14 protein-coding genes are annotated in these 16,612 nt (G+C 75.8%); 5 read left to right on the forward strand and 9 right to left on the reverse strand.

What is annotated here, in order from left to right; translation table 11 throughout:
- Positions 1 to 347: 347 nt before the first annotated feature.
- Positions 348 to 1,979 (forward strand): RecQ family ATP-dependent DNA helicase, encoded by a 1,632-nt coding sequence (locus tag GA0070613_RS29030; protein ID WP_089015184.1) that lies wholly within the window; start codon positions 348 to 350, stop codon positions 1,977 to 1,979.
- 69 nt (positions 1,980 to 2,048) lie between these two features.
- On the forward strand, positions 2,049 to 2,552 hold the full coding sequence (locus GA0070613_RS29035; RefSeq protein ID WP_089015185.1) for a hypothetical protein: 504 nt from the start codon (positions 2,049 to 2,051) through the stop codon (positions 2,550 to 2,552).
- 267 nt (positions 2,553 to 2,819) lie between these two features.
- On the opposite strand, the gene GA0070613_RS29040 is transcribed toward GA0070613_RS29035, so the two are convergent.
- From GA0070613_RS29040 to GA0070613_RS29075, 8 genes are read right to left on the reverse strand one after another with little or no spacing between them, the layout of a single operon-like run.
- The gene (locus GA0070613_RS29040) at positions 2,820 to 3,803 is read right to left on the reverse strand and encodes a DNA topoisomerase IB (protein WP_089015186.1); all 984 of its coding nucleotides are present in this window, start codon (positions 3,801 to 3,803) and stop codon (positions 2,820 to 2,822) included.
- On the reverse strand, positions 3,787 to 4,755 hold the full coding sequence (locus GA0070613_RS29045; protein ID WP_089015187.1) for a glycosyltransferase family 9 protein: 969 nt from the start codon (positions 4,753 to 4,755) through the stop codon (positions 3,787 to 3,789). Before GA0070613_RS29045 ends, GA0070613_RS29040 begins: the two co-directional genes overlap by 17 nt.
- The gene (locus tag GA0070613_RS29050; RefSeq protein WP_089015188.1) at positions 4,752 to 5,453 is read right to left on the reverse strand and encodes an SDR family oxidoreductase; all 702 of its coding nucleotides are present in this window, start codon (positions 5,451 to 5,453) and stop codon (positions 4,752 to 4,754) included. The genes GA0070613_RS29045 and GA0070613_RS29050 overlap by 4 nt, the downstream gene beginning before the upstream one ends.
- Positions 5,450 to 6,970, reverse strand: coding sequence for a PfkB family carbohydrate kinase (locus tag GA0070613_RS29055; protein WP_089015189.1), 1,521 nt, complete (start codon positions 6,968 to 6,970; stop codon positions 5,450 to 5,452). The genes GA0070613_RS29050 and GA0070613_RS29055 overlap by 4 nt, the downstream gene beginning before the upstream one ends.
- Complete coding sequence (locus GA0070613_RS29060) at positions 6,967 to 7,692, reverse strand: D-sedoheptulose-7-phosphate isomerase (RefSeq protein ID WP_089015190.1); 726 nt, start codon at positions 7,690 to 7,692, stop codon at positions 6,967 to 6,969. The genes GA0070613_RS29055 and GA0070613_RS29060 overlap by 4 nt, the downstream gene beginning before the upstream one ends.
- Positions 7,692 to 8,909 (reverse strand): glycosyltransferase, encoded by a 1,218-nt coding sequence (locus tag GA0070613_RS29065; protein ID WP_089015191.1) that lies wholly within the window; start codon positions 8,907 to 8,909, stop codon positions 7,692 to 7,694. The genes GA0070613_RS29060 and GA0070613_RS29065 overlap by 1 nt, the downstream gene beginning before the upstream one ends.
- A complete protein-coding gene (locus GA0070613_RS29070; RefSeq protein ID WP_089015192.1) occupies positions 8,894 to 9,868 on the reverse strand; it encodes a glycosyltransferase in 975 nt (324 codons plus the stop codon). Before GA0070613_RS29070 ends, GA0070613_RS29065 begins: the two co-directional genes overlap by 16 nt.
- Positions 9,865 to 11,580 carry an HAD-IIIA family hydrolase gene (locus GA0070613_RS29075; protein WP_089015193.1) on the reverse strand — a complete coding sequence of 572 codons (1,716 nt, stop codon included), beginning with the start codon at positions 11,578 to 11,580 and terminating at the stop codon, positions 9,865 to 9,867. Before GA0070613_RS29075 ends, GA0070613_RS29070 begins: the two co-directional genes overlap by 4 nt.
- Before the next feature lie 205 nt (positions 11,581 to 11,785).
- Between GA0070613_RS29075 and GA0070613_RS29080 the strand changes: the two genes are divergently transcribed.
- Both GA0070613_RS29080 and GA0070613_RS29085 read left to right on the forward strand, forming a co-directional pair.
- Entirely contained in the window at positions 11,786 to 12,223 is a 438-nt protein-coding gene (locus GA0070613_RS29080) for an SRPBCC family protein (protein ID WP_331716708.1), read from the forward strand.
- Positions 12,224 to 12,540: 317 nt separating this feature from the next.
- The gene (locus GA0070613_RS29085; protein WP_089015195.1) at positions 12,541 to 13,308 is read left to right on the forward strand and encodes a polyprenol monophosphomannose synthase; all 768 of its coding nucleotides are present in this window, start codon (positions 12,541 to 12,543) and stop codon (positions 13,306 to 13,308) included.
- Positions 13,309 to 13,476: 168 nt separating this feature from the next.
- Here GA0070613_RS29085 and GA0070613_RS29090 read toward each other — a convergent pair whose 3' ends face one another.
- Entirely contained in the window at positions 13,477 to 15,081 is a 1,605-nt protein-coding gene (locus GA0070613_RS29090; protein WP_089015196.1) for a phytoene desaturase family protein, read from the reverse strand.
- Positions 15,082 to 15,153: 72 nt separating this feature from the next.
- Here GA0070613_RS29090 and GA0070613_RS29095 point away from each other — a divergent pair, with 72 nt between their 5' ends.
- A complete protein-coding gene (locus GA0070613_RS29095; protein ID WP_089015197.1) occupies positions 15,154 to 16,587 on the forward strand; it encodes an aldehyde dehydrogenase family protein in 1,434 nt (477 codons plus the stop codon).
- The last annotated feature ends 25 nt before the right edge of the window (positions 16,588 to 16,612 follow it).

The following is a 16,612-nucleotide window of genomic DNA, read 5'->3' on the forward strand; positions in this document are numbered from 1 at the left end:
CGTGGCAGACCCCGACGACGAGCGTGGCCACCGCCTCGGGACTGGCCGTCGGCACCACCCGGCCGAGCCCCTGCTCGCCACGGACGTACCCGGCCACTGAGCGACGCCCGGCGCGCCGTCAACGCCCCGGGGAGGGCGGACGGGCCGCCCGGCCGGTGCGGTCCACTGCGGTTGTACCCATGCCCGAACGGGAACGGGCCCCGGCGCTGGTCTGCCCGCCCCCCGCCCGGGCCGGCTGCCGCTGCTGCCGGCGCTGGCCGGCTTCGTGCCGGCGGTGGTGGTCAACGCGATGCCGCCGGCGGCCGGCCGGTTTCGCCCGATGCCCGCCCGGGTACCTCCGGCCACCGATGAAACTGACCAGGCACTCGACGACGTTGCGCCGCGCGGCGCGGAGCCTCTTCGGCTGGACCGCGCTCCGGCCCAACCAACTGGCCGCGATGCGCGCGGTGATGAAGCGACGCGACGCCCTGGTGGTGCTGCCCACCGGCGCCGGCAAGTCGGCGATCTACCAGATCCCGGCCAGCCTGATCCCGGGACCCACCGTGGTCATCTCCCCGCTGCTGGCCCTTCAGCAGGACCAGATCGCGGCGCTCAACGAACGGCAACGCCCCGAGCTGCGGGCGGTCCGGATCAGCTCCGACGAGACCGCGGCCCAGCAGGCCGAGGCGATCGTCGAGATCCGGGAGGGACGCGCCGAGTTCCTCTTCATCACCCCGGAGGCACTCAGCGACCCGGACCGGATGGCCGAGGTCCGGTCGCTGAATCCGGCGCTGGTGGCGATCGACGAGGCGCACTGCATCTCGGCCTGGGGGCACGATTTCCGCCCCGACTACCTGGCGCTGGGCCACCTGATCGACGGCCTCGGCCGGCCGCCGGTCGTCGCGCTGACCGCCACCGCCTCCCCGCCGGTACGCGACGACATCATCGCCCGACTGCGGCTGCGCGACCCGGAGGTGGTGGTCTCCGGACTGGACCGGCCCAACCTCTTCCTCGAGGTGGCCCACTGCCCCACCGACGATTACCGCTGGCGACGCCTGGTCGCGCTGCTCCGCGACGACGAGCGCCCCGGCATCATCTACGTGCCCACCCGGCGGGCGGCCGAGGAGCTGGCCCAACGGCTCACCGACGCCGGGTTCCCGGCGCAGTACTACCACGGCGGGATGCCCACCAACGCCCGCAACGAGCTGCACGAGGCGTTCCTCGCCGACCAGGTGCCGATCATGGTGGCGACGTCCGCGTTCGGCATGGGCATCGACAAGCCGAACATCGCCTGGGTGGTGCACATGGCGCTGCCCGACTCCCCGGACAGCTACTTCCAGGAGATCGGCCGCGCCGGCCGGGACGGTGAGCCGGCCCGGGTGCTGCTGCTCTGGCGCGCCGAGGACGTCGGGCTGCAGCGCTACTTCAGCGGCGGCCTGCCGGACTCCACCGAGCTGCGGGACCTCGCCGCGGTGCTGCGCAAGCAGGCTCGGACCAAGAAGGAGCTGCGCGAGCTGACCGGCCTCGGCCCGCGCAAGCTCGGCCAGTACCTCTCCCTGCTGGAGCAGGTCGGGGCCGTGGAGCCGCGCGCCAGTCAGAAGCTGGGCGCGCCGCGCTACTCCCCCAAGCCGGTCGACGCCGCGGCGGCGGCGCTGGCCGAGGCGGAACGGCAGCAGACGGTCACCCGGTCGCGTACCGACATGATGCGGGCCTTCGCCGAGACCACCGGGTGCCGGGGGCAGGCGCTGCTGGCGTACTTCGGCGAAAAGATGAGCGAGGTCTGCGGGCACTGCGACAACTGCCACGCCGGCACCAGCGTCGCCGACGACGGAGCGAGCGGGCCGTTCCCGGTGCACAGCCAGGTCCGGCACCCGGAGTGGGGCGCCGGCCTGGTGCTGAGCTATGAGGAGGACCGGATGACGGTGCTCTTCGACGAGGTGGGGTACAAGACGCTGTCCGTGCGCGTGGTGTCCGAACAGGGCCTGCTGACACTCGACTAGCCTGACCCGGGCGCCGCCTTGGCGCCCGGCACCACTGACGACGATGACCAGGGCGAGAGGGGCTCACTCGTGATCGAGCAGCCGGCATACACCGGGTTCGGATTCTCCGACGAGGAGTGGGGGCTGCTGGTCGGCCTGCCGCAGTCGGTGCTGACCGCGGCGAGCGCGGCCGAGTCGGACGGCACGAAGCGCACCATGGCCGAGAACGCCGCCGGGCTGGAGGGCATTGCCGCCGGGCGCGAGTCGGCCAGCCCGCTGGTGGCCGCCGTCGCCGGCGAGATCGTCGCCCGCGTGGGCGACCCGGAGGCCGGCGAGGAGCTGCCGGTCATCGAGCCGGCCGACCCGAAGGCGACGATCGACGACGTGCTGGCCCGCGCCGGCCAGGCGGCGGCCCTGCTGGCCGCCCGGGTCGACGAGGGTCAGGCCGGGGCGTACAAGCACTGGCTGGTGGAGATCGCCGACCAGGTGGTGACCGCGGCGTCCAGCGGCGGCCTCCTGGGCCTCGGCGGCGACGTGGTCAGCGACTCGGAGCGCCGCTTCCGGGACCGGCTCTCCCAGGTGCTCAACGACTGACGGCACGGCCGCCCCCGCGCCCCGGACCTTGGCGCGCATCGTCAACACCGCGGCGTCCATGGTCAATCCCGGGCGGACATACTGATCGTGGGCCGTCAGCCGGGAGACCGGCACGGCCCACCGGTATCGGGGGGTCGTGGCGAGGCGCCCGCGACGGTCCGTCGCGGGCGGCCGCCCGGTCCGAGGGCTCCCGCTCGCACCGGCAGGGCCCCGGACACGCCGACTCCGGCCCCTCGTTCTTTCCCCCAGGACAGACGACGGGGCCGGTCAGGCCTCTGCCAGCAGCGCCAGGACCACCTGCTCCACGTCGCCGCGCGGCATCTCGGGCTCGACCGGCGCCACCACCCCGTCGTGGTAGAGGTCCACCACGCGCGGGTCCACGTAGGACGTCCGGGCCACGGTCGGGGTGTTGCCGAGCAGTTCGCCGACGGAGCGCATCACCGCCGCGACGGCCCTCTTTCGGGCGGTGGCCGAACGCTGCCCGCCGACCGTGGCCAGCTCCGTCGCCGCCAGCACGGTCGCGTGCCAGGTACGGAAGTCCTTTGCGGTCATCTCCCCGCCGCTGGCGTCGCGGAGGTAGTCGTTGACCTCGTCGCTGCGCACGTCGCGCCAGCTCCGACCGTCCCAGTAGCCGAAGAGCCGTTCCTCGGCCCGCCGCCGCCGGCGCAGGTTGGTCAGCACCCGGCACAGCTCCGGGTCCTCGATCCGGCGCACCTGGTCGATGCCGCCCTTGGCCGGGAACTCGAAGACCACGCACCCCCGGCGGGACCGGGCGTGCTCGGGGCGCAGGGTGGAGACGCCGAAGGTCGGGTCGTCGCCGGTCGCGTACTGGTCGCTGCCGACCCGGAACATCCCCATGTCGAGCAGCCGGGCGACGGTGGCCAGGACCCGCTCGCGCCGCAGCCCGCGCAACGCCAGGTCGTGGTCGACCCGTTGGCGCAGCACCGGCAGCCGTTGGGCCACCTCCAGCACGTGGTCGAACTTTGCCTCGTCCCGCTTCTGGCGCCACATCGGGTGGTAGAGGTACTGCTTGCGGCCGGCCGCGTCGACACCGGTGGCCTGGATGTGCCCGGTCGGGTACGGCGAGATCCAGACGTCCTGCCAGGCCGGGGGGATGACCAGCTCGCGGAGCCGGGCCAGCTCGTCGGGGTCGCGCACCGGCTCGCCGGCCTGGTCGACGAAGAGCCAGCCCTTGCCGCGCCGGCGGCGTCCGTACCCCGGCCTGCCCGGATCACTACGCCGCAACCGCACCGGAGACCCGCACCGCCCGTTCCGCCTCGTTTGCGGCGGCGAGCACCTCGTCGACCGAGATCGCCGCCAATGTCGGGTGTGCTCCTACCCCGCCCGCCCCGCTCCAATCGCGCTCCATGCGGGCCCGGTGCGCGGCGTCGAGCACCCGGTGCCGGGGGCGGTCCGACGGCGGCCCCCAGCGGGCCGGCGGGACCGGTCCGAAGAGCACCACGGAGGCGGTGCCGTACCCGGTGGCCAGGTGGGCGACGCCGGTGTCCCCGCTGACCACCAGCCGGGCGGCGGCCACCAGGGCGGCCAGCTCGGCCAGGCCGGTCCGGCCGGCGAGCACCGCGTCCGGGGTCAGCCCGGCGGCGCCGGCCACCTGGGCGGCGACGTCCCGCTCGTCGGCGGAACCGGTCAGCACCACCCGGTGGCCCCGGTCGGTCAGCACCCGGGCGAGCGCGGCGAACCGCTTCGCCGGCCAGCGCTTGGCGGGGATCTTGCCGCCCGGGTGCAGCACGGTGGCGCCGGCCGGGACCGCCGCCGCGGGCGGCGGCAGCAGCGCCAGGTCGGCGGGGTCCGCCGGCAGGTCGTACCAGTGCAGGAGTCGGCACCACCGGCGGACCTCGTGCTCGTCGTCGTCCCACTCCGGGCCGTCGGCGTGCCCGGCCCCGGCGTTGGCGAAGGCGAGCAGCCGGCCCGGCCGGGCGGCGGCGAGCAGCCGGTGCGACTGCGGGCCCCGGCCGTGCAGGTTGACCGCCACCTCGGGCTGCGGCGCCGGCCAGGCCGGCGGGCCCAGCCCGCCCGTGGGCAGCACCCGGTCGATCCCGCCGACCAGGTCCGCCAGCGGCGCCAGCCAGGCCGGGGCGGCCAGCACCAGCTCCCGGTCGGGGAAGCCGGCCCGCAGGCCGCGCAGCGCCGGAACGGCGGCCGCCAGGTCGCCGACCCCGAGCGCCCGGAGCACCAGGATCACGGGTACGACGACTCCTGCTCGGCGCAGACCACCATTTCCCGTACCGCGCACCCGGGCGGCTGGGAGAGGGCGAACATGACCGCGGCGGCGGTGTCGACCGGCTCGTTGAGCGCGGCGTCCGGGCCCGGCCGGTACTGCGCGTCCCGCTCGTCGAAGAACGCCGTCCGCATGCCGCCCGGGACCAGCAGGGTGACCCCCACCGACCCGGCGAGTTCCGCCGCGAGGGCCCGGGTGAAGCCGACCACCCCGAACTTCGCGGCGCAGTACGCGGTCGCGTCGCTGACCGCCTTCACTCCGAGGGTCGAGGCGACGGTGACGATGCTGCCCCGGGATGCCTCCAGGTACGGCAGCGCGGCGCGGATCACCGCCGCGGTGGCGAGCAGGTCCACCGCCACGATCCGCTCCCAGGTCTCGCCGGGCACGTCGGCCAGCTTGCCCGGGACGTCCATCCCGGCCGCAGTGACCACGGCGTCCAGGCCGCCGGAGCGCTCGGCCAGCTCGCGGGTCGCCGCCTCGGCGGCCCGGGTGTCGGCCAGGTCGCACTCGACCCACGGCACCCCGTCCCCGGGCCGTTGCCGGTCCAGCACGAGGGGCCGACCACCGGCCCGGGCGACCGCGGTGACCACGGCGGCGCCGAGGCCGCTCGCGCCGCCGGTGACCAGGACGGTGGGCCCCGCCCCCGGGGAACTGCCGCTCATCGTGCTCCCTCCGCCGTCGACCGGACGACCGTCGCGCCGGGCCGGGCCGCAGTCTGCCCACCGGGGGTCCCCCCGCGCCCGGCGCGGGCCGCGGCGATCATGTCGGTGGTGGACCGGCCGTCCAGGTACGGCACCACCACGGTCTGCCCGCCCCAGCGCCGCAGGATCTCCGCCTCCGGCAGGGTCTCCTCGCCGCCGCCGGTGGCGTAGTCGCCGCCCTTGACCCAGATGTCCGGGCGGAGCCAGGACAGGGCCGCGTGCGGGGTGGGCTCGTCGAAGATCAGCACGGCGTCGACGCAGCTCAACGCGGCGAGCAGCCGGCTGCGGTCGCCCTGCGGCACGACCGGGCGGTCCGGCCCCTTCAGGCCGGCGACGCTGGCGTCGGAGTTGAGGCAGACCACCAGGCAGTCACCGAGCTGGCGGGCGGCCTGGAGGGTGGCCACGTGCCCGGCGTGGAGCAGGTCGAAGCACCCCCCGGTGGCCACCACCGTGCCACCAGCGGCGCGTACGTCGGCGATCACCACGCCGGCGGCGGCCGGACCGATCCGGTCTTCGTCGCCGCCCGCCGCGGCCGGGAAGGCCGGTCCGGCCGCGACGGCCGGCCGGGCGGGGCGGGTCCGGGCCGGTGCCGGCAACGCGGCGGCCACGCCGCCGGCCGCCACGTACGCGGACGCCTCGGCGACCGCCGCCTGCACCGCCTCGGAGACCAGGGCGCCCCGGGCCAGGGCGAGGGTCGCCGCGGCCGCGAACCGGTCCCCCGCCCCGCAGGTGTCCCCCTCGGCGCTGGCCGGCGCGGGCACCACCAGCGGGGTGGTGCCGGCGTGGCAGAGCAGCGCCCCCTCGCCGCCGAGGGTCACCGCCACCGCGCCAGCCCGCCACCGGTCGCGCAGCGCCTGCGCGCCCCGGGACGCGGTCACCAGCCGGGAGGCCCCCGGAGACGCCTTCGCCAGCTCCCGCACCTCGAACTCGTTCGGGGTGGCCAGGCGCACCCCCGGCACCGCCGCCGGCCCCCGCGGGTGCGGGTCCCAGACCACCGGCGCCCGGGTGGCGGCGAGCGCGGCCCGCAGCGTCGGCTGCCCGGCGACCCCCCGGCCGTAGTCGCTGACCAGCACCGCGGACGCCTGGGCGATCAGCCGCAGCACCGCCTCGCCCGGTTCGCCCGGCTGGCCGGCCGGCCCGCCCCGGTCGTGCCGCAGCAGCACCCGGCCCCGGACCCGCAACCGGATCTTCTCCGGGGTGGCACCGGCCAGCGGGAGCGCGTACAGCTGCACGCCCGCGGCGGCCAGCAGTGCGCTGAGCCGGGCCCCGCCCGCGTCGTCGGCGATCGCGGTGACCAGCGCCACCTCCGCGCCCTTTGCGGCGACGAAGACCGCGGCGAGGCCGGCGCCGCCGGGCCGGTCGACGTACGTGGTCTCATCGAGCACCGGCACCGGAGAGTCCGGACAGAGCCGGTTGACCACCCCCTCGACGTCCCGGTCCAGCAGGGTGTCACCGATCACCACCACGGGTCCCGTCACGCTCGACCTCCTCGTCGGACCTCGATCTCCGGGGCCTCGTCAGCGAGCACCACCTCCACGCCGGTGCGCACCGGCCCGGATCGGGCTGGTCCGGTGGACACCGGCTGCGCCGCCCGGCCGGCGAGCGCCGCCGGCAGCGCCTTCTCGACGTACTCGCAGAGCACGTGGGTGGCGACCAGGTGCAGTTCCTGCACCACCTGGCCGTCCGGCGAGTCGATGGGGAGGGTCTCCTCGCAGGCGTCGGCGAGGGGGTTGGGGGTGGGGCCGGTGAAGGCCCAGCAGCGTAGGCCGGTGCTGTGGGCGGCGTGGGCGGCGGTGAGGAGATTCGTGCTCGTGCCGCTGGTGGACATGAGCAGGAGGATGTCGTCTGCTCGGCCGTGGGCGCGGACCTGGCGGGCGAAGACCTCGTCGTAGCCGTAGTCGTTGCCGATGGCGGTGAGGGCGCTGGTTTCGGCGTGCAGGGCGATGGCGGAGAGGGGTTCGCGGTCGTCGCGGAGCTTGCCGACGAGTTCGGCGGTGAGGTGTTGGGCCTCGGCGGCGCTGCCGCCGTTGCCGGCGACGAGGAGCCGCCCGCCCCGGGCCAGGGTCCAGGCCAGCTCGGTGCCCCAGCGGGCGAGCAGTCGCTCCGCGCGGCGGAAGGGCAGCAGCGCCGCCGCCAGGTGGCCCAGGTGGGTGTCCAGCACTGTTCCGACGCCGTCGCCGGTCCGGCCGGGCGCCGTCATCAGGCGACCACCCGGGTCGGCCGACGCACGGCGGCCACCTCGCCGTACACCTCCGTCAGCCGGTCCGCGGTGGTCGACCAGGAGTAGCAGCGGCGGGCCCGTTCCAGCGCCGCCGTGGCGTACCCGAAGCGCCGGATCCGGTTGCCGAGGAGTCGCTGGATGGCCGCGCCCAGCGCCCGCGGGTCGCGGGCCGGTACGAGGTCACCGGTCCGCCCGTCGACCACCGTGTCGATCAGCCCGCCGACGGCGGTGCCGATCACCGGTACGCCGCACGCCATCGCCTCCAGCGGGGTGAGCCCGAACGGCTCGTACCAGGGCGCGGCGACCAGCACGTCGGCGGACCGGTACCAGCGGCCCATCTCCTCCCGGGGCACCGCGCCGACCAGCTTGACCCGGTCGGCGATGCCGAGGGAGCTGGCGAGGGCCCGCAGCCGCAGCGCGTACGGGTCGGTCTCCAGCAGCCCCGCCGGCGGCCCGCCCACCACCACGCACTCCGCCCCGGGGACCAGGGCCGTCGCCCGGATCACGTCCTGGAAGCCCTTGCGTTCCACCAGCCGGCCGACGGTGAGGATCCGCGGCCGGCCGCCGTCCCGCTCGGCCGCCGGACCGAGCGGGGCGAAGGTGCCGAGGTTCACCCCGGACGGGACGACCGTCATCCGGGACCTGGGCACTCCCATCCGGACCAGCTCACCGACCTCGTCCTGGCACTGGGCCACCACCCGGTCGACGGACCGGCCCAGCTCCCGTTCGTAGCGGACCCGGCCCGGCGGGCTGGTGTCCTGCGCCCCCTGGTGGCGCCGTTTCACCGTGCCGAGCGCGTGGTACGTCTGCACCACCGGCACCCCGGTCCGCCGGCCGGCGGCGAGGGCGGCCAGGCCGCTCATCCAGAAGTGCGCGTGGATCACCTCGGGCTGCCAGTCGCCGGTGCGCCACCGCTCGGCCAGCCAGGCGCCGAACTCGGCCATGTACGGCAGCAGCTCGTCCTTCGCGACGGGCTCGGCCGGGCCGGCGGGCACGTGCACCACGTCGAAGCCGTCCGGGGCCCGTACCGTCACGGGCAGGTCCACTGCGTCGCGGCGGGTGTAGACGCGGACGTCGTGGCCGGCGGCCACCAGGGCGGCGGAGAGCTCCGCGACATGCGTGTTCTGGCCGCCCGCGTCCTCGCCACCGAGGACGGCGAGCGGGCTGGCGTGCTCCGAGATCATCGCGACGCGCATACTTCCTCCTCCAGCAGCCGGTCCCAGTCGGCGAGGAAACGGTCCAGCCCGTAGCGGTTCCGTGCGGCCACCCGGGCCTCGGCGCCCGCCCGGCGGGCCGCCGACGGGTCCTCGACGAACCGTCTGGCCGCCTCCAGCAGGACGTCCACCCGGGTGGAGAGGGCGCCGGCGGACGGCGGCACCGCCTCCACGGCCTCGGTGGTGGCGAGCGCGACGACCGGCATGCCGATCGTCATGGCCTCGATGAGGCTCAGCCCCAGCGAGGTCCACCGGCACAGGTGCAGGTAGGCCCGCCGCCGGGACAGTTCGGTGTGCATGGCGTGCTGCGGGACGTCGTCGTGGCTGGTGACCCGGTCCGCCGGCAGCCCCAGGTGGTCGGCCAGCCCGGCCACCCCCATGCCGTAGACGTCCAGCGGGGCGATCTCGGCGAACCGGGGCAGCAGGTCCGTCCCGGTGACCCGCCAGCGGCGCACCGGTTCGTTGATCACCACCGCGAGCCGGTCCAGCTCGCCGGTCCATTCGACGGCCGGCGCGACCACGCCGTGCTCGACGACGGCGGTGCGGCTGCCGCCGTTGTCCCAGAACAGCTCGTTGAACCCGGTCACGTGGGTGAGCAGCAGGTCGTCCCGGTCGGCCATCGGGTGCCGGCTGTTGGGCACGTCGCCCTTGGGGGTGTTGTGCTCGACGTAGATGGCCGGGACGTCCCGGCCCACCCGACGGCCCAGCCACTCGCAGGCGAGGTCGAACTCCTCGGGGCGCTGGAGCAGGACCACGTCCACCTCGGCCCGCCCCAGCTCCTGCGGAGTCAACTCCACGGCGCTGTCGGGCCACGGGTAGGTCCGCGCCCGGCCCAGGCCGTACGGCCCCCGGTCGGGGGTGACCGGCACCAGGTACCGGTGCTTGCCGTGCACGAACGACGTGGTCCAGGAGCCGTGCACGTGCCACAGCAGGATGTTCATCGGGCCACCCCACCGGTGGCGGTCACCGCCGGTCCCCGCGGCGGGCCGGCGAACACGGCCCCCGGCCCGGCCGGCGCGTCGGCGGGTACGCCGAGCAGCCGCAGCGCCGCCAGGACCCGCCCCGGCTCGACGGCCGAGAGGCACGGATGTCCGGGCACCGGGCAACGGGTGGCCCGGGTGTCCCGGCAGGCCGCTCCCGCGTCGCCGAGCCGGACCGTCGGCACCCGGTACGGCCCCCACTGTCCGAACGGGACGGTCGGGGCGAACAGGCTCACCACCGGCACCCCCAGCGCCGCGGCCAGGTGCGCCGGGCCGGTGTTGCCGACGACGAGCGCGCCGGCCCGCGCGATGATCGCGGCCAGCTCGCCGAGTCCGGTGCGCCCGCCGAGGTCGAGTCCGCCGGCGGCGGCGGCCCGGGCGGTCAGCTCCCGTTCGTCCGGGCCGCCGGTGACCACCACCCGGTACCCGGCGGCGTGCAGCACCCGGACGATCCGGGTGGCCAGCTCCGGCGGGCAGGCCCGGGTCTCCACCGACGACCCGGGGTGCAGCACCACGTAGCCGGGCTCGCCGGGGCCGGCCGGTGCGGCCGGCAAGCGGTCGGTCCGCAGCCGCAGCCCCGGTTCGTCGTCCGGGGCGAGGGTGAAGCCCGCGGCGGCGGCGAGGGACAGGGCGCGTTCGGGTTCGGGTACGCCGGCCGGCACGCGGTGGCGGATGTCGAGCAGGGAGCCGGGGTAGTCGTCGCTGATCGCGCTGATCCGGGGTACGCCGGCCATCCGCAGCAACAGGGCCAGGGGTAGGGGGGACTGGTGGAAGGAGGTGAAGATGACGGCTTCGTCGGCGGCGGACCGGGCGAGGCGGGCGGTGAGGCGGCGCATGTCGTCGGGGTCGACGGGGGCGGGGTAGCCGTCGATCCAGGGCAGCGGCCATTCGATGATGTCGTCGATGCCGGGCAGGAGTTCGGCGGCGGCCCGGCCGCGGGGTCCGCAGAGCAGCACCACACGGTCGGCGCCGGCGGCGACGGCCCGGATGCCGGGGCCGGTGACCAGCAGGTCCCCGGCGGCGTCACTGCGCACCGCCAGCACGGTGCCCCGCCGGCAGGTCGACGCGGGCGGGGCCACCAGGCCGATCCGGTCCAGGATCTGCGCCGCCGCTGCGGGCAGGTCGTCGACGACCGTGGGCGCCGAGGCCATCTCGGCGGGCCGGGTGGCCGGGGTGGGGACCATGATCCCGGCTGCGCCGGCCGCCGCGGCGGCCTCCATGTCGGCGCCGATGTCGCCGACCACGACGCACCGGGTCGGGCTGGTGTCGAGCGCGCGGGCGGCGGCGTGCACCAGGCCCGGCGCGGGCTTTCGGCAGGCACAGCCGTCCCGCTCGCCGTGCGGACAGATCTGCCAGGCGTCGAAGGGCCCGAGCAGCTCCTCCACCCGCCCGTTCACCCGGCGCAGCTCGTCGTGGGTGAACAGGCCCCGGGCCAGTCCCGACTGGTTGGTCACCACCGCCAGCCGCAACCCGGCGGCGCGCAGCAGGTCCAGGGCCTCCCGGGCACCCGGCACGGGACGGACCTTCTCCGGGTCGCCGTTGTAGGGCACGTCCTCGACCAGCGTGCCGTCCCGGTCCAGCAGCACCGCGTCGAAGAGCCCCGGCGGGAACCGGTCAGGACCCGGGTCAACCCGGGCTGACCTGCACTGATCCCCCTCGTGGTCCCGTCGCACGGCGGGCGGGTTCCCGACCCCCCGAGGAGTAAACATCATCTCCGGCGGAGCCGCCTCGACCGCCACCCGACGCCCCGGGCGGTCCGGCGGGCCCCGTCGCGCCACTTCCCCGCCCGGTCCGGCGTTACCCGCCGCCGCCGAGAAGCTAACCCGACGGCCCCGTTAGCGGCGGACCGGGCGGGGGTACGGGATTGCGGTGGCGATTGTGGAGAAAGTGATCGACGCGCCCCCGCAGCAGGTCTTCGATGTGCTGGCCGACGGGTGGACGTACAGCGACTGGGTGGTCGGCACCGCGCACGTGCGGGACGTGGACGACACCTGGCCCCGGGTGGGCAGCCGGTTGCACCACCGGGCCGGACCGTGGCCGCTCTCCCTGCAGGACACCTCCACCGTGCTGGCCTGCGAGCCGCCGCGCAAGCTCGTCATCAAGGCGGGGCTCTGGCCGGCCGGCGAGGCGACCGTGGTCTTCACCCTGGACCCGGTGGGCGACGACGCCACCCGGGTCCGGATCGGCGAGGACTTCGCCGCCGGGCCGCTGCGCTGGGTGCGCAACAGGCTCAACGACCTGGTGCTGCACCTGCGCAACAAGGAGACGCTGAACCGGCTCTCCGACATCGCCACCCGGCAGAAGGCGGACCGATGACGCAACGGGTGGTGATCACCGGAACGAGCCGGGGTGGGCCGGGCGATCGCGCGGCCGTACGCGGCCCGGGGGCGCGGCTGGGGCTCATCGCCCGGGGCGAGACCGGCCGCACTCTGGGTGAGCGCGCACAAGCCGACCGCATCGGTCCTCCCCCTGGGTCGGCTGGTGATGGCGGCCACCGGGCTGGTCCGGCGGCTACGCTGACCGGCCGGCGCGACGACGCTCCGCAGCCTCCGGGCGGGCGTCCGTGCGGACCCGGCGGAGGCAACTGGCTACCCTCTCAGGTGAACACTGTCGGCCGACCGAGGATGTCCGTGATGATCGAACCCGTGCAGTTGCCCGCTCCGTGGCGGGACGCACGCCTGACCGTCGTCGTTCCCACCTACAACGAGGCGGGGAACCTCCCGGTGCTGGTCGAGCGGCTCCTCGCCCTGCCGCTGCCGGGGCTGAAGGTGCTGGTCGCGGACGACAACTCCCCGGACGGGACCGGGGAGGTGGCGGACAAGCTGGCCATCGAGCACCCGGACCGCGTGCAGGTGGTGCACCGCGCGGGCAAGGAGGGGCTCGGCCGGGCATACGTGGACGGGATCGGCCGGGCGCTGGACGGCGGCGCCGAGTACGTGGCGCAGATGGACGCGGACCTGTCCCACCCGCCGGAGGCGCTGCCGGGCATGCTCGGCGCGCTGCTCTCCACCCGGGCCGGCGTGGTCATCGGCTCCCGCTACGTGCCCGGCGGGCAGCTGGACGAGAACTGGCCGCTCTATCGGCGGGCGCTCAGCGGTTGGGCCAACCTGTACGTGCACACGCTGCTGCGGGTGCGGATCCGTGACCTGACCGCGGGCTTCAAGATCTGGCGTGCCGACGCCCTGCGCGACATCGGGCTGGACCGGGTCCAGTCCAACGGCTACAGCTTCCAGGTCGAGATGCACTACCTCGCGACCAAGCTGGGGCACACCATCCTGGAGGTGCCGATCCGTTTCGAGGAGCGCCGTGAGGGCGCCTCCAAGATGACCACCGCCACCAAGATCGAGAGCGCGCTGATGCCGTTCAAGCTGCGCTCCCGGCACCGCAACATCCAGGGCTGAGCGGGAGGTCCCGCCCCCCGCCGTGGCCGTGGCGCACGGTCACGGCGGGGCGGGGGCGTCCTCTGCTCGGCGCGCTCACGCGCGCCGGAGGGTCACCCCTTCGCACCAGCCACCGAACCGCGGCGCCGTCGACCGGGCGACCAGGCCCGCCTGCCGGGGCGGAGTCTCTCAGCCGTAGACCGCCCGATGCGCGGCGCCGATCATCCCGGCGTACAGGTCACCGGTGAGCGCCCGGTCGCGGGCCAGCGCCGCCCGGGCCGCGTTCGCGCCGGGCGCGCCGTGCACGCCGCCGCCCGGGTGGGCCGACGAGCTCGCCAGGAAGAGCCGGTCCACCGGCGTGTCCGCCCGTCCCAGGCCGGGAATCGGGCGGAGGAAGAGCTGCTGGTACGCGGCCCCGGTGCCCCCGCCGAGCGCGCCGCCGACCAGGCTCGGGTCGCCCTGCTCCAGGTCGGCCGGGCCGGCCACGTGCCGCCCCACGATCAGCGACCGGAAGCCGGGCGCGGCCTCCTCCAGCACCTCCTCCATCCGCTCGACGTGTCCGGTGATCTCCTCGGCCCGCCACTGTCGACGGAACGGCAGGTGGGTGTACGACCAGAGCGACTCCGTCCCCGGCGGGGAGTGGCTGGGGTCGGCCACCGACATCTGCCCGACCAGCAGGAACGGGTCGCGGGGCACCTCGCCCCGGGCCAGCGCGGCGGAGTAGCTGGTCAGGCCGTCGAGGTCGGCGCCGAGGTGCACGGTGCCGGCAGTGGCCACGGCCCGGTTCTTCCACGGCACCGGCGCGGAGAGCGCCCAGTCCACCTTGAGGGTGGAGCCGTCCCACTTGAAATGGGCCAGGTCCTCCACCAGCCGGGGCGGCAGCGCCGCCGCGCCGACCAGGTCCAGGAAGAGCGCCGGCGCGGGGACGTCGGCCAGCACCGCCTTCCGGGCCCGCCAGGTGGCGCCGCCGACGGTGCACACCCCCATGGCCCGGCCCCGGGCGGTCAGCACCCGCTCGACGTGGGCGCCGTACTCGATCCGGCCCCCCCGCTGGACCAGCCGGGCCACCAGCGCGTCGGTGATCTTCTGGGACCCGCCGACCGGCACCGGCCAGCCGACCTGCTGGCCGAGCATGGCCAGCAGCCAGCCGTACACCCCGGAGCCGGCCTCCTCGGGAGACAGGTCGGTGTGCAGGGCGCAGCCGGCCAGCAGCGCCGGGCCGCCGTCGCCGTCGAAGAGCTCGTCGCCGAGCTTGCGGACCGGCACCACCAGCCGGCGGGCCAGCCGCAGGGCGCCCGAGACGCGCAGCCGGCGCAGCAGGGCGAGCCCGCCGCGCACCGGCGGGAACGGCGTGGTGATGGCGTCGAGCATCGGCTCGGCCACCTCGCGCCAGTCGGCGTACGCGTGCCGCCAGCGGTCCCCGTCCCCCGGGGCGAACGCCTCCAGCGAGGCGGCGGTGATGTCGGGGTCCCGGTTGACCACCGCGGCCCGTCCGTCGGGCAGCAGGTGGGCCAGCACGTCGGGAGCGTGCGTCCAGGTCAGCCCGTACCGGTCGAGGTCCAGCCCACGCAGCACGGGTGAGGCGTACCCGAGCGGGTAGAACGAGCTGTAGAGGTCGCTGAGGTAGCCGGGGGCGGTCACCTCGGCGGAGCGGACCGCGCCACCGGGGGCCTGGGTCGCCTCCAGCACCAGGACGTCCCAGCCCGCGTCGGCCAGCAGGTTCGCGGCCACCAGGCCGTTGTGGCCGGCGCCGACGACGACGGCGTCCGCGCTCGCCGTGGCGGTCGTGGTCATCCGACCCGCCTACCCGGCCGGTCAACGGGCGAAACGCGTTTGCCTTGCGGGGACCGGGGCATCCACCGCCGCATGTACACGGTTGCGCAGCTCATCGGTGGAGTGTGGGGCGCGGGTGGCGCGGGAGGGGAGCTGGTCGTACACGATCCGGCCGACGGCTCCCCGGTGACCACCGTGCCGGTGGCGACGGCGGACGAGGTGGGCAAGGCGGTCGAGGCCGCCCGGGAGACGGCGACGGAGTGGGCGGCGACCGCCCCGGCGGAACGGGCGGCGGCGCTGCACCGGGCCGCGGACGCGGCGGCGGCCGCGGCGGAGGAGCTGGCGCAGGCGACGACGGCGGAGATGGGCAAGCCGCTGGACGACGCGCGCGGCGGGGTGGCGGCGGGGGTCGGCACCCTGCGACAGTACGCGGAGCTGGCGCCGGTGCGCGGCGGCCGGACGCTGCACGGCGGGCAGTCGTCAATCGACTTCATGGCCCCCGAGCCGCGCGGTGTGGTCGCCGCGATCACCCCCTGGAACGACCCGGTGGCGGTCTCCTGCGGGCTGCTCGGGGCGGCTCTGGTCACCGGCAACGTGGTGCTCTACAAGCCGAGCGAGCGCACCCCGGCCACGGGTTGGCTGCTGGCGAAGGCGCTGGACTCCGCGCTGCCGGCCGGGGTGCTGTCACTGCTGACCGGCGGCCCCGAGGTGGGCGCGGCGCTGGCCGGCCAGGAGGTGGACGTGGTCGCCCACGTCGGCTCCACCGCCACCGGCCGGGAGATCGCCGCCGCCGGGGCCCGCACCGGCGCAAAGGTGCTGCTGGAGAACGGCGGCAGCGATGCGCTCGTGGTGGACGGGAACGTCGACCCGGTCTGGGCGGCCGATCAGGCGGCGCTCGGCTGTTTCGCCAACGCGGGGCAGATCTGCGTGGCGGTGGAACGGATCTACGTGCACCGGAACGTGGCGGAGGACTTCGCCGAGGCCCTGGCGCAACGCGCCGAGGCGCTGACCATGGGCCCGGGCCGCGACCCCGGGACCCAGCTCGGCCCGCTGGTGGACCGGCGGCACCGGGACCACGTGCACGGGCAGGTCACCGCCGCGGTCGCGGAGGGGGCCCGGGTGCGTACCGGCGGGACGGTGCCGGACGGCCCAGGGGCGTTCTACCCGGCGACGGTGGTGACCGACTGCCGCCACGACATGGCGCTGGTCCGCGAGGAGACGTTCGGGCCGGTCGCCCCGGTGATCGTGGTCGACTCGTTCAGCGAGGGGCTGCGCTGCGCCGCCGACTCGCCGTACGGGCTGGCGGCCACGGTGCTCACCGGGTCGATGAGTCACGCCCAGCGGGCCGCACGGGAGCTGCCGGTCGGCACCGTCAAGATCAACGCGGTCTTCGGCGGCGCCCCGGGCGGCGCCGCGCAGCCGCGCCGGGGCAGCGGGCAGGGCTTCGGGTTCGGCCCGGAACTGCTCGACGAGTTCAGCACGGTGAAGACCGTGCACATCGAGGCGCCGGGCGGCGGCCACTGGTGAGGACGACACGGAGCCCGGGACCAGT

The sequence above is a fragment of the Micromonospora inositola genome (assembly GCF_900090285.1).
In the GTDB taxonomy this organism is placed as follows: Bacteria; Actinomycetota; Actinomycetes; order Mycobacteriales; family Micromonosporaceae; genus Micromonospora; species Micromonospora inositola.